The organism is Streptomyces nigrescens (genome assembly GCF_027626975.1).
Taxonomy (GTDB): domain Bacteria; phylum Actinomycetota; class Actinomycetes; order Streptomycetales; family Streptomycetaceae; genus Streptomyces; species Streptomyces nigrescens.
On the sequence record NZ_CP114203.1, the window covers coordinates 2,847,010 to 2,868,596 of the forward strand.

The 21,587-nt window shown below is 70.5% G+C and carries 16 protein-coding genes; 6 read left to right on the top strand and 10 right to left on the bottom strand.

The window, feature by feature from the left end:
- Window positions 1–143 precede the first annotated feature (143 nt).
- On the bottom strand, window positions 144–1,790 hold the full coding sequence (locus STRNI_RS12795; protein WP_274738409.1) for a PucR family transcriptional regulator: 1,647 nt from the start codon (window positions 1,788–1,790) through the stop codon (window positions 144–146).
- A 301-nt stretch (window positions 1,791–2,091) separates the two neighbouring features.
- Window positions 2,092–4,302, bottom strand: coding sequence for a type IV secretory system conjugative DNA transfer family protein (locus STRNI_RS12800; protein WP_277413246.1), 2,211 nt, complete (start codon window positions 4,300–4,302; stop codon window positions 2,092–2,094).
- Between the two features lie 275 nt (window positions 4,303–4,577).
- On the opposite strand from STRNI_RS12800, the gene gabT reads away from it, so the two are divergent.
- Window positions 4,578–5,927 (top strand): 4-aminobutyrate--2-oxoglutarate transaminase, encoded by a 1,350-nt coding sequence (gene gabT / locus STRNI_RS12805; protein WP_159485922.1) that lies wholly within the window; start codon window positions 4,578–4,580, stop codon window positions 5,925–5,927.
- Between the two features lie 672 nt (window positions 5,928–6,599).
- A complete protein-coding gene (locus tag STRNI_RS41350; RefSeq protein ID WP_338149733.1) occupies window positions 6,600–7,238 on the top strand; it encodes a phosphatase PAP2 family protein in 639 nt (212 codons plus the stop codon).
- Window positions 7,239–7,293: 55 nt separating this feature from the next.
- Here the strand turns inward: STRNI_RS41350 and STRNI_RS12815 are convergent, their stop codons facing one another.
- The 6 genes from STRNI_RS12815 to STRNI_RS12840 all read right to left on the bottom strand — a co-directional run bounded on the left by STRNI_RS12815 (window position 7,294) and on the right by STRNI_RS12840 (window position 14,666).
- Window positions 7,294–8,712, bottom strand: a complete 1,419-nt coding sequence (locus STRNI_RS12815; protein ID WP_093647031.1) for an NAD(P)/FAD-dependent oxidoreductase — start codon at window positions 8,710–8,712, stop codon at window positions 7,294–7,296.
- Between the two features lie 5 nt (window positions 8,713–8,717).
- Window positions 8,718–9,563, bottom strand: coding sequence for an ABC transporter permease (locus tag STRNI_RS12820; RefSeq protein ID WP_018087105.1), 846 nt, complete (start codon window positions 9,561–9,563; stop codon window positions 8,718–8,720).
- On the bottom strand, window positions 9,563–10,501 hold the full coding sequence (locus tag STRNI_RS12825) for an ABC transporter permease (RefSeq protein ID WP_266445266.1): 939 nt from the start codon (window positions 10,499–10,501) through the stop codon (window positions 9,563–9,565). The genes STRNI_RS12820 and STRNI_RS12825 overlap by 1 nt, the downstream gene beginning before the upstream one ends.
- Complete coding sequence (locus STRNI_RS12830; RefSeq protein WP_093647034.1) at window positions 10,498–11,661, bottom strand: ABC transporter ATP-binding protein; 1,164 nt, start codon at window positions 11,659–11,661, stop codon at window positions 10,498–10,500. The genes STRNI_RS12825 and STRNI_RS12830 overlap by 4 nt, the downstream gene beginning before the upstream one ends.
- 59 nt (window positions 11,662–11,720) lie before the next feature.
- A complete protein-coding gene (locus STRNI_RS12835; protein WP_277411289.1) occupies window positions 11,721–12,968 on the bottom strand; it encodes an ABC transporter substrate-binding protein in 1,248 nt (415 codons plus the stop codon).
- 180 nt (window positions 12,969–13,148) lie between these two features.
- Window positions 13,149–14,666, bottom strand: a complete 1,518-nt coding sequence (locus STRNI_RS12840; RefSeq protein ID WP_148589700.1) for a gamma-aminobutyraldehyde dehydrogenase — start codon at window positions 14,664–14,666, stop codon at window positions 13,149–13,151.
- A gap of 201 nt (window positions 14,667–14,867) precedes the next feature.
- On the opposite strand from STRNI_RS12840, the gene STRNI_RS12845 reads away from it, so the two are divergent.
- Together STRNI_RS12845 and STRNI_RS12850 are read left to right on the top strand one after the other, a co-directional pair.
- Window positions 14,868–15,491 (top strand): NADAR family protein, encoded by a 624-nt coding sequence (locus STRNI_RS12845; RefSeq protein WP_277411290.1) that lies wholly within the window; start codon window positions 14,868–14,870, stop codon window positions 15,489–15,491.
- Between the two features lie 129 nt (window positions 15,492–15,620).
- A complete protein-coding gene (locus STRNI_RS12850) occupies window positions 15,621–16,640 on the top strand; it encodes an adenosine deaminase (protein ID WP_266445272.1) in 1,020 nt (339 codons plus the stop codon).
- 161 nt (window positions 16,641–16,801) lie between these two features.
- Here the strand turns inward: STRNI_RS12850 and STRNI_RS12855 are convergent, their stop codons facing one another.
- Window positions 16,802–17,983 (bottom strand): polyamine ABC transporter substrate-binding protein, encoded by a 1,182-nt coding sequence (locus STRNI_RS12855; protein WP_277411291.1) that lies wholly within the window; start codon window positions 17,981–17,983, stop codon window positions 16,802–16,804.
- 121 nt (window positions 17,984–18,104) lie between these two features.
- The gene (locus STRNI_RS12860; protein WP_018087113.1) at window positions 18,105–19,559 is read right to left on the bottom strand and encodes a gamma-aminobutyraldehyde dehydrogenase; all 1,455 of its coding nucleotides are present in this window, start codon (window positions 19,557–19,559) and stop codon (window positions 18,105–18,107) included.
- Between the two features lie 179 nt (window positions 19,560–19,738).
- On the opposite strand from STRNI_RS12860, the gene STRNI_RS12865 reads away from it, so the two are divergent.
- On the top strand, window positions 19,739–20,212 hold the full coding sequence (locus STRNI_RS12865) for an Lrp/AsnC family transcriptional regulator (RefSeq protein ID WP_018087114.1): 474 nt from the start codon (window positions 19,739–19,741) through the stop codon (window positions 20,210–20,212).
- Window positions 20,213–20,214: 2 nt separating this feature from the next.
- Complete coding sequence (locus STRNI_RS12870; RefSeq protein ID WP_277411292.1) at window positions 20,215–21,576, top strand: aspartate aminotransferase family protein; 1,362 nt, start codon at window positions 20,215–20,217, stop codon at window positions 21,574–21,576.
- Window positions 21,577–21,587: the final 11 nt, after the last annotated feature.

The window sequence follows — 21,587 nt, forward strand, 5'->3', positions numbered from 1 at the left end:
GTAATCACCGCCCCCGTCCCTCCGCGGTGGAGGGGGCGTACGAGGCGGATCCGGGGCGCGTGGAGGTACGGGCCCCAGAAGCGCCCGCGCCCGTCCGCCCAGGGGCTGCCACCTGCGGGGAACGAGCAGGAGGCGCCCCGCCCTCACTCCCCCTGGGGCGCCGAGGTCGCCTTGAGCGCCAGCCACAGCTCCATCCGCACATCCGCGTCGTCCAGCGAACGCCCCAGGATCTCCTCCACCCGCCGCATCCGGTAGCGCAGGGTGTGGCGGTGCACTCCCAGGTCGGCGGCGGCCGCGTCCCACTGGCCGTGCCGGGCGAGCCAGGCCCGCAGCGAGGCCACCAGATCACCGCGCCCGGTCGCGTCGTGCTCGCGCAGCGCCCGCAGCAGCCCGTCCGCGAATGCCCGGACCGCGTCGTCGGCGAGCAGCGGCAGCACGGACCCGGCCGCCACGTCCTCGTGCTCGACCAGCGCACGGCCGCGCCGCCGCGCCACCGACAGCGCCTGTTCGGCCTGGCGATAGGCGTTCGCGGCGGCGATCGGCCCGGTCGGCGCCGACAGCCCGACGGCCACCCCCTCGCCATGGGCCGCCTCCGTCCGCCCCGCCCGGCCCCGCGCCCGCGGCCGCGCACCGGCGCGGGCCTCGGTCTCGGCGGCGTACGCGGCACAGGCGTCCGCGGCCGCCCCGCCGTCCGCGACCAGCACGATCAGCCGGTCGCCGTCCGGGACGGCCAGCACCGCCTCACCGGTCCGCGCGGCCGCCGAGTCCATCGCGTCGGCGAGCCCGTCGAGCACCCCCACGCCCCCGGCGCCCGCGGCCACGCCCGACGACGGTTCCTCACCGGCCACCGGCTCGGCGACCACCACCCGGAACGGCGCGTCCAGCAGCCCGCCGTAGAGCCGCCCCGCCACCGCCCGCGCATGGTCCGGCTCCCCCGCGAGCAACATCTTCAGCACCGCGTCACCCAGCCGCTGCTCGGCGTCCTGCAGTGCCCGGGACCGCTCGGTGGTCAGGGTGAGCAGCGCGACCGCGGAGTGCACGGCATAGCGCCCGGCCGTGCCGAGCGGCGCACCGGTCCCCACCGCGAGCACCCCGCGGGCCCGGCGCCCGGTGCCCAGCGACTGCAGCTCGACCCGGTCATCGCCGTCTGTGTCGCTGACGACCGAGCTGGCGGGCGCGGGCCGCTCCCGCAGCCGCCCGACGTCGTCCGACAGCCGGGCCGCGCGGCGGGCCGCCCAGTCGGGAGCGGCGGCCACCACCGCACCCGACGCGTCGTAGAGAGCGGCCCAGCCGTCCAGATGGGCCGCGAGCCGGGCCAGCAGCTCGGCCGGCCCCTCGGCGCTGAGCGCCGCCCGGGTCAGCTCCCGCTGCGCCTCGAACCCCGCCGTGACCGCGCGGTACTGGTCGGCGGCGACGGCCGCCGACACCGCCTTGCTGATCGCGATGAACGGCGTCCTCCGCGGCACCCCGAGCAGCGGCAGCCCCTGCTCCCTGGCCGCCTCGACCAGCGGCTGCGGCACACCCTCGTAATTGACCCCGACCGCGAAGCCCAGCCCGACGACCCCGGCCTCCGCGACCCGCCGCACATACCTCCGGGTCGCCTCCGCGTCCTCCGCGTCCAGCTTGAGCGCGGTGATCAGCAGCAGCTCCCCGCCCTCCATGTACGGCACCGGATCGATCAGCTCACTCGCATGCGCCCAGCGCACCGGCGCCTCCAGCCGCTCCTCGCCGGCGAGCACGGTCAGCTTGAGCGCGGTGTGATTGACCAGGGAAGCCAGGGTGTGCGGCATGGGACCTTCATGACGTCGACGACTACGAGGGCGGCCGAACGACAACCGGCCACGAACCGGCCGATGACCGCTCGCCACCCGATTGTTTACGCCGCCTCGTATGAACGGCCAGTGCCGATTCTGCCTCAGCGGAGGAATCGGGGGGACCCATGGCACCGGATAGCCCGTCCGGCCACCGGTCCCGGGCCCACGACCAGGCAGCAAAGGCGGCACCGCGCCGAAACCCACTGGCCGTGCCCGCCGGACACGGCTTGGTGGCGACCACGGCGGCGGGATTCCGGGCGCTCCCCCGCCCCGCCGGTCAGGAACGCAGGTCGATGAGGACGGGCGGGGCATGCTCCCCCGCTACGGATGTCACTGAGAGCACCGCGTGCCCGGCCGGCACGGAGTTGGCCAGGTCGGAGGCGGACCAGCGCTCCCGTTCGACGGTACGGACGGTGACGGCCTTGGCGGTGGCCGCCTTGCCGGTGACCAGTTGGCGCACCATGTGGAACGCCTTCCCCGCGGCGCTCTCCGCGATGATCTGGCGGTCGGTCACATCGCGGGTCTCCACCCACTCCTTGCCCCACACCTCGGCGAACCGCGCACCGTCCCAGGTCGTGACGCCCGCGAACGCCATCCGGCAGCCGACCGCGCCGAGCAGCGTGCCGCGCAGCGCGTCGGGGACCTCGTCCAGGGAACGCAGGGTCAATACCGCGCCGGCATTCGCCGAGCGCAGTCGCTGCAGCCCGCGCAGGGCCTCGGCGGTGATCGTGTGCGCGGCCTCGTCGACGACCAGACACGCGAACAGCGAGCGGTCGCCGCGGGCCACCGCGCACTCGGTGAACTGCGCAAGAACCAGCCGGGCGAGAATCCGCGAAGCCTCCGCATGCCCGCGCTCCGGCAGTTCGATGCGGACCCGCAGAGGGTGGTCGAGGGCCCGCAGGGAGACCTGACGGGTGTTTCCCGTGGGGTCGAAGAAGGCGGCGAAGGCCGGCCGGTCGAGCAGCGCGATGCGGTCGGCGAGCAATACGGCGACATCACCGGGGCGGTCCGACTGGCGTACGCGGGCGTCCAGTTCACGCAGCAGGGTGTGGGCCTCGGCATCCTCCAGCGCGGTGCGCAGTGCGGCCAACGCCCGGGGCGCGCCGTCCAGCAGTTCCCGTAGTTCGGGCACCGTGGGGAAGCGGTCGTGGGCGGCCCGGAACGGACCGAGCAGCTGGGACAGCGCTGTCGCCGCGCGCCGGCTGTCACCGCCGGGCAGCTGCTCGGCAAGGTCACCGACCAGCGCCTCGGCGAGGATTCCGGACGCCTCGTCGGGGTCGGTGGTGCCGCCGTACAGGTCGAGATCACACTCCGGTTCCGGGCGGCCGACCCTGACCACCACGTCGAATGCGTCGTCCGGCCCGAGGTCCGACCCCGCCGGGCCGACGGCGATCACCGCGCACTGCCCGGCCAGCGCCTGCAGACACATCGACTCCACGACCGGCTTGACGATGCGGGTGGTCTTGCCGCTTCCGGCGGGGCCCACCGCCAGCAGCGAGGTGCCCAGTACCTCGGGCGACAGAGCGCTCCCCGCGCCGCGGTGCTGATACGGATTCCGCGGGTGTTCGGCGGCGGTGCCGATCCGGACCTGGTGGGCGAGCAGATCGTGGTGGGCGGCCCTGCGGGACAGATCGCGCCGCCCCGAAGGGTGCGCACAGGCCGCCGCGCCGTGCCGGAGCACGGTGTCGGTGAAGGAGGCGGTGGAGTTCTTGCCGGACCGCACCGACTGCCAGGCGCGCTCGATCCTGGCCACGTCCACATCGTTCATCCGGCCGGCACGTGCCTCGGCCGCGAGCTTGTCGGCAGCATCCGAGGCGCCATGGGAACGCAGCTCGGGCCACAGTGCCCGGTCGGCGGCGGGCTCGGGCTTGGGGACGGGGGCGCGCTTACGGCGGAAAGCCGGGAGCACGTACCGGCGTGCCACCTCCGCCCACCGGCCGAGGCGGCCGAAGACGACCACCAGGCCGGCGATCCACAGGCCGTAGTAGACGCGGGAGGCAATGGCATAGGCGAGCTGGTCGCCGGAGGTCGCTCCGAGCACCCAGGAGTCGGGGAAAAGAACTGCCATGGGCCAGGCCCAGTACGGCCCGAGGTAGCCGTTCCACAACAACGACCACAGCAGCCACCCGCACAGGAACGAAATCACCGCCCCGATGATCAGCTGCCGTCCGGGGACCCGGTCGGGATCCTCTGCCGCCCGGGGCCGGTGGCCGTACGTCCAGATCCCGGGTGCGGCGGAGGGGCGGGGGGTGCGCAGCCAGCCCAGCAGCGGCGGTTCGGCGGCGGAGCCGGTGGGCGCGGTGCCCGGCGGGGTGGCGGGCATGGCCGGCAGGGCGGGCGGGGCGGCGGGTGATGGCGGGGTGTGCGGCGCCGTGGTCGGTGGGGCGGGCGGTGCCGCGGGGCGCGGCACGGTGGGTTCGGGTCGGTGCGCTCCGCCGGACGGCTGGGGAGCGGTGTGCTGTGCGTCGTGCGTGCCCTCGGTGTCCATCCGGTGCCCCTTGTCCCCCTTGAGCCGTGGCCTGCTGCGTGGTGGTGCGGCGGCCGGGGTGTGCGGCCGCGTGTCCATTGTCATGCCCGCGCTGATGGCCGCCGTTGCCGGGCGGGCCGTCGTTCAATCTACTGGCCGTGGGGCGTCGCTATGTCCGGTGCGGACAACGCAACACGCGCACTTCTCCCGAACGGAACATGCCAGACCCGCCCGGCCGCCCCTAGCCTGCGAGAACAACACCTTTGTACGTCCCGTTCCACCCCCAGGAGACTGCCATGACCGAACTGTCCGGAGGCCCCGCCCTCCCCCAGGAGCGTCGCGTCGTCACTGCGATTCCCGGCCCGAAGTCGCAGGAGCTGTGGGCCCGTAAGCAGGCCACGGTGGCCGGTGGCGTCGGCGCCGTGCTGCCCGTCTTCGTCAAGCGCGCGGGCGGTGGCGTCCTGGAGGACGTGGACGGCAACTCCCTGATCGACTTCGGCTCCGGCATCGCGGTGACCTCGGTCGGCAACAGCGCGGAGGCGGTCGTCCGCCGGGCCACCGCGCAGCTGGCGGCCTTCACCCACACCTGCGCCATGGTGGCGCCCTACGAGCCCTACATCGAGGTCTGTGAGCAGCTGGCCGAGCTGACGCCGGGCGACCACGCGAAGAAGTCGGCGCTGTTCAACTCGGGCGCGGAGGCCGTGGAGAACGCGGTCAAGATCGCCCGTGTGCACACCAAGCGCCAGGCGGTCGTCGTCTTCGACCACGGCTACCACGGCCGGACGAACCTGACGATGGCGCTCACCTCCAAGAACATGCCGTACAAGCAGGGCTTCGGACCGTTCGCGCCCGAGGTCTACCGCGTGCCGGTGGCCTACCCCTACCGCTGGCTGACCGGCCCGGAGAACTGCGCGCAGGAGGCCGCGGACCAGGCCATCTCGCAGATCACCAAGCAGATCGGCGCGGAGAACGTCGCGGCGATCATCATCGAGCCGGTGCTCGGTGAGGGCGGCTTCATCGAGCCGGCCAAGGGCTTCCTCCCGGCGATCGCGAACTTCGCGAAGGAGAACGGGATCGTCTTCGTCGCGGACGAGATCCAGTCCGGCTTCTGCCGCACGGGCCAATGGTTCGCGTGTGAGGACGAGGGCATCGTGCCCGACCTGATCACGACCGCCAAGGGCATCGCCGGCGGTCTGCCGCTGGCCGCCGTCACCGGCCGCGCCGAGATCATGGACGCCGCGCACGCGGGCGGCCTGGGCGGCACCTACGGCGGTAACCCGGTGGCCTGCGCCGCGGCGCTGGGCTCGATCGAGACCATGCGCGAGCAGGACCTGAACGCCAAGGCCCGCCGGATCGGCGAGGTCATGAAGGCCCGGCTGAACGCCATCGCCGAGAAGTACGACATCGTCGGCGAGGTCCGCGGCCGTGGCGCGATGATCGCGATCGAGCTGGTCAAGTCCGGCTCCAAGGAGCCCAACCCGGAGGCCACCGCCGCCCTCGCCAAGGCCTGCCACCAGGAGGGCCTGCTGGTGCTGACGACCGGCACGTACGGCAATGTGCTGCGCTTCCTGCCGCCGCTGGTCATCGGTGAGGACCTGCTCAACGAGGGCCTGGACATCCTCGAAGGCGCCTTCGCCGCGCTCTGAGCGGCACCCACCGCGCTCACCGCGCTCCGCGGGAGGGACCCCGGCACGGCCCGGGGCACGGCTCATGCCGCGCCCCGGGCCGTGCGCCGTTCCGGGCCGTGCCCCGTTCCGGAACGGCGTGAGTCCCCTTTCCTGCCCCTTTCCGCTCCTCTTTCCGGCCCCGTTCCGTCCGCCGTTCTGTCCGTCTTTCTGCCCTCATTTCTGCATGGACGCGCGTAGCTGGAGACATGGCGTGAAGAAGATGTGCGGGGCCGATGGCGGCCGGGTGATGCGCCTGTCGGGTGCGCTCCCCGTGCCGTACGGTTTCTGCAGATGAGAGAAACACCCCGCTCGCAGGGGACTGCGGGCGACGCCCGGTCGGCGCTTCCCCGGCTCCGATCAGGCCGTGCCCTCGCGCACAACACCGGAACCCCCGGTTCCGGGAATCCTCACCGATCGGATGTCCGCCCGCCCCAGACCCCCCGGGGCGCGCGGGACACCGGTCAGCGCGGCCGCCTCGGAACCACCCCCCCTGTTCCGAGGCGGCCGACCCTTTTCCCGGGCTCCGACGGGCCATCCGATGGCCCATCCGACGGCCCGTCCCATGGCCCGTCCACCAGCGGCTCCCGGCGCTTCTCCCCCTGGTGGATCTGTCTGGCCGGTGCGCTGCTCTTCGCCGCGCTCACCTGGCAGGTGGCGGACCACGGCCCGCTGCGCGCCCTCGACGAACGGCTCGGCCGCGCCGTCGCCGCCAGTGAACTCCCCGTCGGGCCGGCCGAGTTCTGTGCCGATCTCGGCAATACGGCCGTGGCGCTGCCGGTGTTGTGCGTGGTGATGGTGTGGGCGGGGTGGCAGGGGTGGCGCCGCCGGAGCCAGGAGGCGTCCGACGGGGGTGCTCCGGTGCGGTGGTGGCTGCCGCCGTTCGCCGCCGGCCTCGCCCTGGCCGCGGTGCCCGCACTGGTCGTCCCGCTCAAACTGTGGCTCGCCCGGCCGGGCCCGCCGCAGATGGCGGGCGGTGCGCACGACGGCTTCTATCCGTCGGGGCATGGCGCCACGGCGGCGGTGGCGTACGGGGTGGCCGCGCTGCTGGTGATCCGCGGTCGGCGGCGGATGCGGGCGGGCCGCCCCGCCACAGGCCCGGTCATCCCGACGGTGATCGCCGCGGTGGCGCTGCTCAACGCGGCCGTCGGCATCGGTCTGGTGCGTCGTGGCTATCACTGGCCGCTGGACGTGGTCGGCAGCTGGTGTCTGGCCGGGGTGCTGCTCGCGGTGTGGTGTGCGGTGTGCGACCGGTGGTCGGGGACGGGCGGCGGGCAAGCACCGGGGCGCTGATGCTCGCACGGGGGCGGGCGGCTTCCCGGCCGCCCGCCCCCTCCTGTGCCGGGCGTCAGCTGTCGAAGCCCAGGCCCACCTTGTCCATGGCCTTCAGCCACAGGTTGCGGCGGCCGCCCCGGGTGTCGGCCTGGGTCATCGACCACTGGGTGATCCCGATGCCGGCCCAGCGCAGCGGCTCGGGCGGGAACGGCAGCGGCTTGCTGCGGACCATCTCCAGCTCCGTACGCTCGGTGCGCTCGCCGGAGAGCAGGTCGAGCATCACCTCGGCGCCGAAGCGGGTGGCCCCCACGCCGAGGCCGGTGTAGCCGGTGGCGTAGGCGACCCGGCCGGCGTGCGCGGTGCCGAAGAACGCGGAGAAGCGCGAGCAGGTGTCGATCGCGCCGCCCCAGGTGTGGGTGAAGCGCAGCCCCTCCAACTGCGGGAAGCAGCGGAAGAAGTGCCGGGCGAGCTTCTCGTACGTGGCCGGGTGGTGGTCGTACTCGGCCCGCACACCGCCGCCGTAGCGGTAGACGATGTCGTAGCCGCCCCACAGGATGCGGTTGTCGGCGGTGATGCGGAAGTAGTGGAAGTGGTTGTTCGAGTCCGACAGGCCCTGGCGGTTCTTCCAGCCGATGGCGGCGAGCTGTTCGTCCGAGAGCGGCTCGGTCATCAGCGCGTGGTCGTAGACCGGGACGATGTACGGGCGGACCCGCTTGACCAGGGACGGGAAGGCGTTGGTGCCGAGCGCGACATGGCGGGCGAAGACCCGGCCGTAGGGCGTGCGGACGGCCATGCCCGTGCCGTCGGAGGCGAGACCGGTGGCCGGGGTGCGCTCGTAGATGCGGACGCCGAGGCCGAGGCAGGCCTGCTTCAGGCCCCAGGCGAGCCGGGCCGGGTTGAGCATGGCGACGCCGTTGCGGTCCCACAGTCCGGCGCGGAAGGTCGGCGAGTCGACCTGGGCGCGCAGCTCGTCCTCGTCGAGGAAGGTGTGCCGGTCCAGGCCGATTGTGGCGGCGTCCTCTGCGAACTCCCGGAGTTCGGCGATCTGGTGGGGCTCGGTGGCGATGTCGATCTCGCCGGTGCGCTCGAAGGCGCAGTCGATGTCGTAGCGGGCGACGGCCTCCTCGATGGCGTCGAGGTTGCGGATGCCGAGCTCTTCGAGGGTGGCGAGTTCACCGGGCCAGCGGGCCAGGCCGTTGCCGAGGCCGTGGGTGAGGGAGGCGGCACAGAAACCGCCGTTGCGTCCGGAGGCCGCCCAGCCGATCTCGGCGCCCTCGACGAGGACGACCTCGCGCTCGGGGTCACGTTCCTTGGCGATCAGCGCGGTCCACAGGCCCGAGTAACCGCCGCCGACGACCAGCAGATCGCAGGTCTCGTCGCCGACGAGGGCGGGCCGGGCGGCCGGCCGGTCCGGGTCGGCCAGCCAGAAGGGGGTGGGTTCGGCGTCCGCGAGCGCATGCGCGGCGGACGGGGTCATGGCAGCTCGTGCCATGGTTCTCAGCTCCTCTTGCTCCTTTTGCGGGCCCCGGCCAGCTGGCCGACGACTACACACAACACGGCGACCAGGAACATCGCCGTGCCGATGACGTTGATCTGAACGGGCGTGCCACGCTGCGCCGAGCCCCAGACGAACATGGGGAAGGTCACGGTGGAGCCCGCGTTGAAGTTGGTGATGATGAAGTCGTCGAAGGACAGGGCGAAGGAGAGCAGCGCGCCGGACGCGATGCCGGGGGCGGCGATCGGCAACGTCACCCGCAGGAAGGTCTGGAGGGGGGAGGCGTAGAGGTCCTGGGCGGCCTGTTCCAGACGCGGGTCCATGCTCATCACCCGTGCCTTGACGGCGGTGACGACGAAGCTCAGACAGAACATGATGTGCGCGATGAGGATCGTCCAGAAGCCGAACTGGATGCCCATGTTGAGGAAGAGGGTCGCCAGCGAGGCGGCCATGACGACCTCGGGCATCGCCATCGGCAGGAAGATCAGGGTGTTGACGCCGGAGCGGGCCCGGAAGCGGTAGCGGGCCAGCGCGAAGGCGATCATGGTGCCGAGGACGGTCGCGCCGACGGTGGCCCACAACGCGATCTGCAGGCTCAGGCCCAGCGAACCGCACAGGTCGGCGACGCCGCACGGATCGCTCCAGGCGTCCGTGGAGAAGCGCTGCCACTGGTAGTTGAAGCGGCCGTTGGGCTTGTTGAAGGAGAAGACCATCACGACGATGTTGGGCAGGATCAGATAGCCCAGCGTGCACAGGCCCGCGATCGCGATGATGTTGCGGCGCAGCCAGCGCAGGCCCCGGTTCGGGGTGCGGACGGCGGTGGCTTCGGTGGTCCCGTGGACGGCCATCAGACCAGATCCTCCGTCCCCGACTTGCGGATGTAGAGCGTGACCATGGCGAGGATGGCCGCCATGAGGATGAAGGAGAGGGCGGCGGCGGTCGGATAGTCCAGGACCCGCAGGAACTGCGACTGGATGACGTTGCCGATCATCTTCTGGTCGGTGGAGCCCAGCAGTTCGGCGTTGATGTAGTCACCGGCGGCCGGGATGAAGGTGAGCAGGGTGCCGGCCACGACACCGGGCATCGACAGCGGGAAGGTCACCCGGCGGAAGGTGGTGGCCGGGCGGGCGTAGAGGTCCCCGGCGGCCTCGTGGAGGCGCGGGTCGATGCGCTCCAGCGAGGTGTAGAGCGGCAGCACCATGAACGGCAGGAAGTTGTAGGTCAGTCCGCAGACCACCGCGAGCGGGGTGGCCAGCACCCGCTGTCCCTCGGTGAGGCCCAGCCAGCTGGTGACGTCCAGGACGTGCAGCGAGTTCAGGAGGCCGACGACCGGCCCGCCGTCCGCCAGGATCGTCTTCCAGGCGAGCGTACGGATCAGGAAGCTGGTGAAGAACGGGGCGATGACCAGGATCATCACGACATTGCGCCAGCGGCCTGCCTTGAAGGCGATGAGATAGGCCAGCGGGTAACCCAGGAGCAGACAGAGCGCGGTGGCGGTGGCGGCGTAGCCCACGGAGCGGAGGAACTGCGGCCAGTATTCGCCGAGCGCGTCCCAGTACGTCGCGAAGTGCCAGGTGACCTTGAAGCCCTCTTCGAGGGAGCCGGTCTGGATCGAGGTCGACGCCTGGTAGACGAGCGGGGCGGCGAAGAAGACGATCAGCCACAGGATGCCGGGCAGCAGCAGCCAGTAGGGGACGAGCCGTTTGCGGGCGGGGGTCCTGCGCACCTCCAGGGGCGCGGCCCCGGCCTCTCCGTCCGGTGGCGCGGGCTTCTCGGTGGTGGTCACGCGGCCTCCTCGTCGAGGTCCGCACCGGCCTGGATGTCCTGTGCGGCGTCGAGGCCGAAGGTGTGCGCCGGGCTCCAGTGCAGGACGGTCTCGGCGCCGGGGACGAGGCGCCCGTCGCGCTCGACGTTCTGCTCGTAGACGGCGAGTTCGCCCAGGCCCGGCACCGTGACGACGTACTGGGTGGAGACGCCGATGAAGCTGGCGTCCTTGATGCGGCCGGGCAGCCGGTTGCGGCCGTCGGCGACCGAGCCGGCGTCGTCGGCGTGCGTCAGGGAGACCTTCTCGGGCCGTACCCCGGCCAGCACCTTCTCGCCCTTGCGGGCCGCGGCGCTGCACCGGGCGGCGGGCAGCCGCAGGGTGGCGTCCGCGGCCTTGAGGAGCAGCTCCTCGCCGCCGGCCTCGACGACCTCTGCCTCGATGAGGTTGGAGGTGCCCAGGAAGTTGGCGACGAAGGTGGTGGCGGGGTTCTCGTAGAGGTCGGCGGGCGCGCCGAGCTGTTCGACCCGGCCGCCGTTCATCACGGCCACGGTGTCGGCCATCGTCATGGCCTCCTCCTGGTCGTGGGTGACATGCACGAAGGTGATGCCGACCTCGGTCTGGATGCGCTTGAGCTCCAGCTGCATCTGGCGGCGCAGCTTGAGGTCGAGGGCGCCGAGCGGCTCGTCGAGCAGCAGCACCTGGGGGTGGTTGATCAGCGCGCGGGCGACCGCGACGCGCTGCTGCTGGCCGCCGGAGAGCTGCTGCGGCTTGCGGCGCGCCATCGGGCCGAGCTGGACCAGGTCGAGCATCTCCTCGACCTGCTTCTTGACGGACTTGATGCCGCGGCGGCGCAGACCGAAGGCGACGTTCTCGTAGATGTCCAGGTGCGGGAAGAGCGCGTAGTTCTGGAAGACGGTGTTGACCTGGCGCTTGTACGGCGGCAGGACGGTGACGTCCTGGCCGGACAGCTCGACGGTGCCGGTGGTGGGTTCCTCCAGCCCGGCGATCATGCGCAGAGTGGTCGTCTTGCCGCAGCCCGAGGCGCCCAGGAGCGCGAAGAAAGAGCCCGCGGGGACGGTCAGGTCGAGCGGATGGACAGCGGTGAAGGAGCCGTAGGTTTTGCTTATCCCGTGGAGGCGGACGTCGCCGCCGCTGCTCTGGGGGGTCGCGGTGTGGGTCATATCGGTCGTCCCGTGGGTCGGAGGGCGAAGCGGCTCGGGCAGGCCTGGGAGGTGGGGGCTCAGGCGCCGGTGAGGTCGGAGAACTTCTGCGTGAACGCCTTGTTCTCCTTGGCGGACAGGGCCCGGAAGGAGTGCGACCGCTCGGCCATCTCCCGGTCCGGAATGATCAGCGGGTTGTCGGCCGCCTTCTTGTCGATCTTGGCGAGTTCCTCGCGTACGCCCTCCACGGGGCAGACGTAGTTGATGTACGCCGCGATCTTCGCCGCCACCTTCGGCTCGTAGAAGTAGTCGATGAGCCGTTCGGCGTTCTCCTTGTGGCGGGCCTTGTTCGGCACCATGAGGTTGTCGCTGGACGTCATGTAGCCGGCCTCGGGGATGGCGAAGCCGATGTCCGGGTTGTCGTTCTGGAGCTGGACGACATCGCCCGCCCAGGCCACACAGGCGGCGAGGTCGCCCTTGTCCAGGTCGGTGGTGTAGTCGTTGCCGGTGAAGCGGCGGATCTGCTTGGAGTCCACGCCCTTCTGGATCCGGGCGATGGCCGCGTCGAAGTCGTCCGCGGTGCAGTCCTCGGGCCGTTTGCCCATGTCCAGGAGGGTCAGTCCGACGCTGTCGCGCATCTCGGAGAGGAAGCCGACCCGGCCCTTGAGCTTGGGGTCCTCCAGCAGCTGGCTGATCGAGTCGACCTTGCGGCCCCCGGTGGCCTTCTTGTTGTACGCGATGATCGCCGGGATGCCCTGCCAGGGGTAGGAGTGCGCGCGGCCCGGGTCCCAGGCGGGGCTGCGGAACTGCGGCGAGAGATTGGCGTAGGCGTGCGGCAGGTTGGCCGGGTCCAGCGACTCGATCCAGCCGAGGGAGATCATCCGCGCGCACATCCAGTCGGTGAGCACGATCAGATCCCGGCCGGTGTCCTGGCCCGCCGCGAGCTGTGCCTGGATCTTGCCGAAGAACTCGTCGTTGTCGTTGATGTCCTCGGTGTATTTGACGGCGATGCCGGTGCGCTTCGTGAAGTGCTCCAGGGTCGGCCGGTGCTTGCCGTCGTCGCTGACGTCCATGTACTCGGTCCAGTTGGAGAAGCTGATCCGCTTCTCCGCCTTGGAATGATCCGTGGAGCGGCCGGCGTCCGTACGGCCCGCGGGCGGGATTCCGCAGGCCGACAGGGCACCGAGCCCGCCGACCGTGGCCGCCATGGCACCGCTCGCACGCAGCAGGGAACGGCGGGTCATGGCGAGCCGGCCGTCGGTCAGGCTACGGCGCATGGCGGTGAGTTCGGCCGGGGACAGGGGTTCGGGCTGCTCGTGGTGCTCCATGCGCAGTGCCCTTTCAGGGGTGAGCCCGGCGCTCGGCCGGTGGTGACGATGCCGCGCGGCGCTGGCCGCTGGGTGGGCCCATGGGGTGGGACCGGTGGGGGGCTCGGTGGTGCTCGGTGGTGCTCGGTGGTGCTCGGTGATGCTCGGTGATGCTCGGTGGTGCTCGGCGGGGAGCGTCCCTTACGGGCGGTCCCCGAAGATCGTGCGGTGCCAGTCCTTCCGCACGACCGCGGTGTTGTCATACATGACGTGCTTGACCTGCGTGTACTCCTCGAAGGAGTAGGCCGACATGTCCTTGCCGAAGCCGGATGCCTTGGCGCCGCCGTGCGGCATCTCGCTGATGATCGGGATGTGGTCGTTGACCCAGACACAGCCCGCGTTGATCTCGCGGGTGGCGCGGCCGGTGCGGTAGACGTCCCGGCTCCAGGCGGAGGCGGCCAGCCCGTAGGGGGTGTCGTTGGCCAGCGCGATGCCCTCGTCGTCGCTGTCGAAGGGCAGCACGACCAGCACCGGACCGAAGATCTCGGACTGCACGACCTCGCTGTCCTGCGCGGCCCCGGCGATCAGCGTCGGCCGGTAGTAGGCGCCCTTGGCCAGCTCGCCGCCGGGAGCCTCGCCGCCGGTGACGACCGTGGCATAGCCGCGCGCCCGGTCGACGAAGCCGGCCACCCGGTCGCGCTGGGTGTGCGAGATCAGCGGTCCCAGGTCGGTGGACGGGTCGAAGGGGTCGCCGAGCCGTACGGTCGCCATCAGGTCGGCGACGCCGCTGACGAAGGCGTCGTAGAGCGGGCGCTGCACGTAGGCGCGGGTGGCGGCGGTGCAGTCCTGGCCGGTGTTGATCAGCGATCCGGCGACCGCTCCATGGACGGCGGCCTCCAGATCCGCGTCGTCGAAGACGACGAAGGGGGCCTTGCCGCCGAGTTCGAGGTGCAGTCGCTTGACCGTGCCGGTGGCGATCTCGGCGACCCGCTTGCCGACGGCCGTGGAGCCGGTGAAGGAGGTCATCGCGACGGAGGGGTGGCCGACGAGACGCTCACCGGCGTCCCGGCCCGCCCCGGAGACGATGTTGAGCACCCCGTCGGGCAGGCCGGCGCGCTGGGCGGCCTGGGCGAACAGCAGCGAGGTGAACGGGGTGATCTCGGCCGGCTTGAGGACGATGGTGTTGCCCGCGGCGATGGCCGGCAGCACCTTCCAGGCGGCCATCTGCAGCGGATAGTTCCACGGGGCGATGGAGCCGACGACGCCGAGGGGCTCACGGCGGATGACGGAGGTGTGGTCGGCGCTGTATTCGCCGGCCGCCTTGCCCTCCAGATGGCGGGCGGCGCCCGCGAAGAAGGCGGCGTTGTCGATCGAGCCCGGTACGTCGAACTCGTTGCTGAGCTTGATCGGCTTTCCGCAGTTCAGCGATTCCGCGTAGGCGAGATCGGCCGCGTCCTCGGCGAGCGCGGCGGCGAAACGGTGCAGGGTGTCGGAGCGCTCCCCCGGAGTGGCGCCGCCCCACTCCGGGAACGCCTGCCGGGCGGCCTCCACGGCCGCGTCGACATCCGCCGTTCCCGCGAGTTCATAGGAGTACACCGTCTCGCCGGTCGCCGGGTCCACGACGTCCTGGGTACGGCCGGAGCTGCCGCCGCGGAGACTGCCTGCGATGAATTGCGCGCCCTCGGCGAACCGCTCGGTGACATCGAATCGGTGATCCATGGTGCTCTCCTCCGCCGGGCGCCGGCGCCGCTCAGCGGCTCTGCCTGGCGTAGCTATTTCCGGAATCGATGGCTGATCTTGACAGAGGAGAGGAGCCTCAACAAGGGATTCCGTTGTTGCCTTTTGGTTACGCGACGGATTACGCGATTTCATCCGCAGGGACCCCGACACGTTGTCAGTGCCCGCTGACAGAATCCCGGCATGATGCACGACGGCACGGGGATCACCACAGGGGACACCGCCGGGCGCACCGCGGACGGACCGCGTTCGGTCGAGGAAGCGCGGCAGGCCACCGCCCGCGGGAAACGGCTCAAATACGTCTATTTCTGGGGCCACAGCCCTCGCCGCGACGGCAGCCTCGGCGCGAGCTGCTTCAGCCAGTGGTGGCCCGCCCCCTTCACCGTCGACGGCGTCCGGTACGCCACCGCGGAGCACTGGATGATGGCCGGCAAGGCCCGGCTGTTCCATGACGCGGAAGCGGAGCGGCGCGCGATCGCGGCGACCCACCCGAAGCAGGCCAAGGACGCCGGGCGCCGGGTCCGCGGCTTCGACGAGGAGACCTGGCAGCGGCACCGCTTCGGCCTGGTCGTCGAGGGCAGCGTCCAGAAGTTCGGCCAGGACGCCGCACTGCGCGAGTACCTGCTCGGCACGAACTCCCGGGTGCTGGTCGAGGCCAGTCCACTGGACCGCATATGGGGCATCGGCCTCGCCGCCGACGACGAGCGGGCCGCGGACCCGGCACGCTGGCGGGGTCTGAATCTGCTGGGCTTCGCGCTGATGGCGGCCCGGCAGCGGCTGCAGGAAGAGGCCGGAGCGGCGTCGTAGGACAGGCCGTGGGTCCGGCCGGGCGCTTGGGAGAGGTCCGCAAACCGGCACCCCTGGCCGCCCCCGCCCGGCTTAGCATGGCCAGGCCGTTCCCCGCACCCCGGCGCACCCTTTGACCAGGAGGAACCGTTGTCCGATCTCGATGCCTTCATCGCGGGCCTGCCCAAGGCGGAGCTGCACGTCCACCACGTCGGATCGGCCTCGCCGCGCATCGTCTCCGAACTGGCGGCGCGGCACCCCGACTCCGCCGTCCCCACCGACCCCGAAGCGCTGGCCGACTACTTCACCTTCCGCGACTTCGCGCACTTCATCGAGGTCTATCTCTCCGTCGTGGACCTGATCCGCGATGCCGAGGACGTCCGGCTGCTGACGTACGAGGTCGCCCGGGACATGGCGCGGCAGCAGATCCGCTACGCCGAGCTGACCCTCACCCCCTTCAGCTCGACCCGTCGCGGCATCCCCGACGCCGCGTTCGTCGAGGCCATCGAGGACGCCCGCAAGGCGGCGGAGTCGGAGCTGGGCGTGGTGCTGCGCTGGTGCTTCGACATCCCCGGGGAGGCGGGCCTGGAGGCCGCGGAGGAGACCGCCAGGATCGCCTGCGATCTGCAGCCCGAGGGACTGGTCTCGTTCGGTCTCGGCGGCCCGGAGATCGGGGTGCCGCGCCCGCAGTTCAAGCCGTACTTCGACCGCGCCCGCGCGGCCGGTCTGCGCTCCGTACCGCACGCCGGGGAGACCACCGGCCCCGGCACGATCTGGGACGCCCTCAACGAGCTGGGCGCCGAGCGCATCGGCCACGGCACCAGCGCCACCCAGGACCCCCGGCTGCTGGCCCATCTCGCCGAGCACCGCATCCCGCTGGAGGTCTGCCCCACCTCCAACATCGCCACCCGCGCGGTGCGCACCCTGGAGGAGCACCCCCTCAAGGAGATGGCCGACGCGGGCGTGCTGGTCACCATCAACAGCGATGACCCGCCGATGTTCGGCACGGACCTCAACACCGAATACGCCGTCGCCGCCCGGCTGCTGGGGCTGGACGCCACGGGCCTGGCCGCCCTGGCCAAGAACGCCGTCGAGGCCTCCTTCATGGACACACCGGCCAAGGCCCGCCTGTCGGCCGAGATCGACACGTACACGACGTCATGGCACTGAGCAGTGGCACTGAGCATCACGCAGCACCGCATCACTCAACACGAGGGAACTGACTACTCTCCGTAATCGTTGCCGGAATATAAGGAGGCGCCTCACGGCAGAGAACACCGCAGGTTGGGGCGGGCGCAGCGGACACCGCACAGCCGGCGCAGCCGACATGCTCACAGCCCCACGATCGCGTTCCACTCCTTGGCGAACGCGGTCCGCTCCTTCGACGTGATGTCGCGGGCGATGACCAGCCGCTTGCGCATCGCGTCATCGGGGAAGATCAGCGGGTCCTCGGCGAGTGCGGCGCGCTCCTTGTCCTTGGAGGCGGCGAGGACCTCACGCGCGGCCGGCACGGGGCAGACATAGTTGACCCAGGCGGCCAGGTCCGCGGCCACCTCCGGGCGGTAGTAGTAGTCGATCAGCCGCTCGGCGCTGCGCTTGTGCTCGGCGAGGTTGGGGATCAGCAGGCTCTCCGCCCAGAGTTCCGCGCCCTCCTGCGGCACCACGAACTCGATGTCCGGGTTGTCCGCCTGGAGCTGGATCACATCGCCCGAGTAGGCCTGGGCGGCGAGCACATCCCCGGAGTCCAGGTCCTTGATGTAGTCGTTGCCGGTGAACCGCCTGATGTGGCCCTTGCTCACGAGGCGGCGGATCTGGTCGGTCATCCGGTAGAAGTCGTCGGCCGTCCAGCGGGTGATGTCCACCCCGTTGCCCTGCATGAGCATCGCGAATGATTCATCGAGCCCGGAGAGCAGGGTGACCCGGCCGCGCAGATCGTCCTTCCACAGGTCGGCGGTGTGCTTGATCTCCCGGCCGAGCTTCTTGCGGTTGTAGGCGATACCGGTGATCCCGGACTGCCAGGGAACGGAGTGCTTGCGGCCGGGGTCGAAGTGCGGGGAGCGCAGCAGCGGATCGAGATGCCGTGCGACATGCGGCTGGGCGGCACGGTCCATCTCCTGCACCCAGCCCAGCCGGACGAACCGGGCGCACATCCAGTCGCTGATGACGATCAGGTCGCGGCCGGTGCTCTGGTGGTTCATCAGCGCCGGGCTGATCTTGCCGAAGAACTCGTCGTTGTCGTTGATCTCCTCGGTGTACGTGACGGAGATCCCGGTGCGCCGCGCGAAGGCGTCAAGAGTGGGACGGCGCTGCTTGTGCTGGTCGTCGACGTCGATGTAGAGCGGCCAGTTGGCGAAGACGAGCCTGCGGTCCCGTGCCGAACGGTCCGGGCCTCCGCGGTCCGCCGCCTCGACATAGGCCGGCGGCACCCCGCATCCGGTCATGGCGGCCAGCGCCCCCGTCACACCCAGTCCGCCCATACCCCGGAGCAGCGCCCGCCGCGAAAGATCAGCCATGGCGAGCACTCTCACGCGCCACGGGCGGAGGCGGCAAGAGACAGAGCGTCAGTTGCCGGGCCTCCGCCCGCGACGGTGTGTCGAGCGTTCCGTGGCGCCCGACGGGAGGGGGTCCCCCGGCTCAGCCGTCGAGGGAGGTCATCACGTGCTTGATCCGGGTGTAGTCGTCGAAGCCGTAGGCCGAAAGGTCCTTGCCGTAACCGGACTTCTTGAATCCGCCGTGCGGCATCTCGGCGACCAGCGGGATGTGGGTGTTGATCCACACACAGCCGAAGTCGAGGCTCTTGGACATCCGCATGGCGCGGGCGTGGTTCTTGGTCCACACCGAGGACGCCAGGGCGTACTCGACGCCGTTGGCCCACTCCACGGCCTGCTTCTCGTCACTGAAGGACTGGACGGTGATGACCGGGCCGAAGACCTCCTGCTGGACGATCTCGTCGTCCTGCTTGAGGCCCGAGACGACGGTCGGGGCGAAGAAGTAGCCCTTGTCGCCGACCTGTTCGCCGCCCGCCTCGATCTTGGCGTGCGCGGGCAGGCGCTCGATGAAGCCCTTGACCTGCTTGAGCTGGTTGGCGTTGTTCAGCGGGCCGTAGAGCACGTCCTCGTCGTCGACCGCGCCGGTCTTGGTCTCCGAGGCGGCCTTGGCCAGCGCGGAAACGAACTCGTCGTGGATGGACTCGTGGACGAGGACGCGGGTGGCGGCCGTACAGTCCTGGCCGGCGTTGAAGTAGCCGGCGACCGAGATGTCCTCGACGGCCTTGGGGATGTCGGTGTCCTCGAAGACGACGACCGGCGCCTTGCCGCCCAGCTCCAGGTGGACCCGCTTGAGGTCCTTGGAGGCGGACTCGGCGACCTGCATACCGGCCCGCACGGAGCCGGTGATCGAGGCCATCGCCGGGATCTTGTGCTCGACCATCAGGCGGCCGGTCTCGCGGTCACCGCAGATGACGTTGAACACGCCTCGGGAGTGGCCGAGTTCGTCCAGCACGCTGCCGATGATGTCGGCGATCAGCACCGTGGAGGCCGGGGTGGTGTCGGACGGCTTGATGACGACGGTGTTGCCCGCGGCCAGCGCCGGGGCGAACTTCCACACGGCCATCATCATCGGGTAGTTCCACGGCGCGACCTGGGCGCAGACGCCGACCGGCTCGCGGCGGATGATGGAGGTGAAGCCCTCCATGTACTCACCGGACGCGCGGCCCTCCAGCATCCGGGCGGCACCCGCGAAGAAGCGGATCTGGTCCACCATCGGCGGGATTTCCTCGGACCGTACGAGCGCGATCGGCTTGCCGCAGTTCTCCGACTCGGCGGCGATCAGCTCCTCCGCCCGCTCCTCGAAGCGGTCGGCGATCTTCAGCAGGACCTTCTGGCGCTCGGCCGGGATCAGGTCACGCCAGGCGGGGAACGCGGCCTCGGCGGCAGCCATCGCGGCGTCCACGTCGGCGGCGGCCGAGAGCGGGGCGGTGGCGTACGCCTCACCCGTAGCGGGGTTGACCACCTCCGTGGTCCGCCCGTCGGCGGCGTCCCGGAACTCCCCGTCGATGTAGTTGCGCAGACGACGCAGTGCGGTGGTCACTGTGCGCCCCCTTCAGTCAGAAGTCTGGTGGTTTGGACATCCACCCTAGCCATGGTTCCCACGTTTTCAACACACCCGCCACCCAGGAACAACGGAATCAGTGAAATTTCGATCGCGACACGACTAATTTCATCGCTTTGGGGTTGCAAGACAGACGAGGCTCGTGCACAGTGAACGGCGTGGCCACTCGTGACAGAAACGGCACCCCGTCGATTGACTCCGTCTCCCTGGCGATCATCGAGCAGCTCCAGGAGGACGGGCGCCGTCCGTACGCCGCGATCGGCAAGGCCGTCGGCCTGTCCGAAGCGGCGGTACGCCAGCGCGTACAGAAACTGCTCGACCAAGGCGTGATGCAGATCGTCGCGGTCACCGACCCCCTCACGGTCGGTTTCCGGCGGCAGGCAATGGTCGGCATCAACGTCGAAGGTGACCTCGACCCCGTGGCCGACGCCCTGACGACCATGGAAGAGGTCGAGTACGTCGTCATGACGGCAGGCTCCTTCGATCTCATCATCGAGATCGTCTGCGAGGACGACGACCACCTTCTGGAAATGATCAACAAGCGGATCCGCACGCTTCCCGGCGTCCGATCCACCGAGAGCTTCGTTTACCTCAAGCTCCGGAAGCAGACCTACACCTGGGGAACGAGATAGCAATGAGCGGCGACCTCTCCAAGACGGCATACGACCACCTGTGGATGCACTTCACCCGCATGTCGTCGTACGAGAATGCCCCCGTGCCCACGATCGTGCGCGGTGAGGGCACCAACATCTACGACGACAAGGGCAAGCGCTACATCGACGGCCTCGCCGGCCTCTTCGTGGTCAATGCCGGCCACGGCCGGGTCGAGCTCGCCGAGACCGCCTACAAGCAGGCGCAGGAGCTCGCCTTCTTCCCCGTGTGGTCCTACGCGCACCCCAAGGCGGTGGAGCTCGCCGAGCGGCTGGCCAACGAGGCCCCCGGCGACCTCAACAAGGTCTTCTTCACCACCGGTGGCGGCGAGGCCGTCGAGACCGCCTGGAAGCTGGCCAAGCAGTACTTCAAGCTCGTCGGCAAGCCGATGAAGCACAAGGTGATATCCCGCGCGGTGGCCTACCACGGCACCCCGCAGGGCGCCCTGTCCATCACCGGTCTGCCGGGCCTGAAGGCCCCCTTCGAGCCGCTGGTCCCCGGCGCGCACAAGGTCCCGAACACCAACATCTACCGCGCCCCGATCCACGGTGACGACCCCGAGGCCTTCGGCCGCTGGGCCGCCGACCAGATCGAGCAGCAGATCCTCTTCGAGGGCCCGGAGACCGTCGCCGCGGTCTTCCTGGAGCCGGTGCAGAACGCCGGCGGCTGCTTCCCGCCGCCCACCGGCTACTTCCAGCGGGTCCGCGAGATCTGCGACCAGTACGACGTGCTGCTCGTCTCCGACGAGGTCATCTGCGCCTTCGGCCGCCTCGGCACGACGTTCGCCTGCGACAAGTTCGGCTACGTCCCGGACATGATCACCTGCGCCAAGGGCATGACCTCGGGCTACTCCCCGATCGGCGCCTGCATCATCTCCGACCGCCTGGCCGAGCCGTTCTACAAGGGCGACAACACCTTCCTGCACGGCTACACCTTCGGTGGCCACCCGGTCTCCGCGGCCGTCGGTGTCGCCAACCTCGACATCTTCGAGCGCGAGGGCCTCAACAAGCACGTCCTCGACAACGAGGGCAACTTCCTGAGCACCCTGCAGAAGCTGCACGACCTGCCGATCGTCGGCGACGTCCGCGGCAACGGCTTCTTCTACGGCATCGAGCTCGTCAAGGACAAGAACACCAAGGAGTCCTTCAACGAGGAGGAGACCGAGCGTGTCCTGTACGGCTTCCTCTCCAAGGCGCTGTACGACAACGGTCTCTACTGCCGCGCCGACGACCGTGGCGACCCGGTCATCCAGCTCGCCCCGCCGCTGATCGCCGACCAGTCGGTCTTCGACGAGATCGAGCAGATTCTGCGCACGGTCCTCACCGAGGCCTGGACCAAGCTCTGACCCTCGCGGCA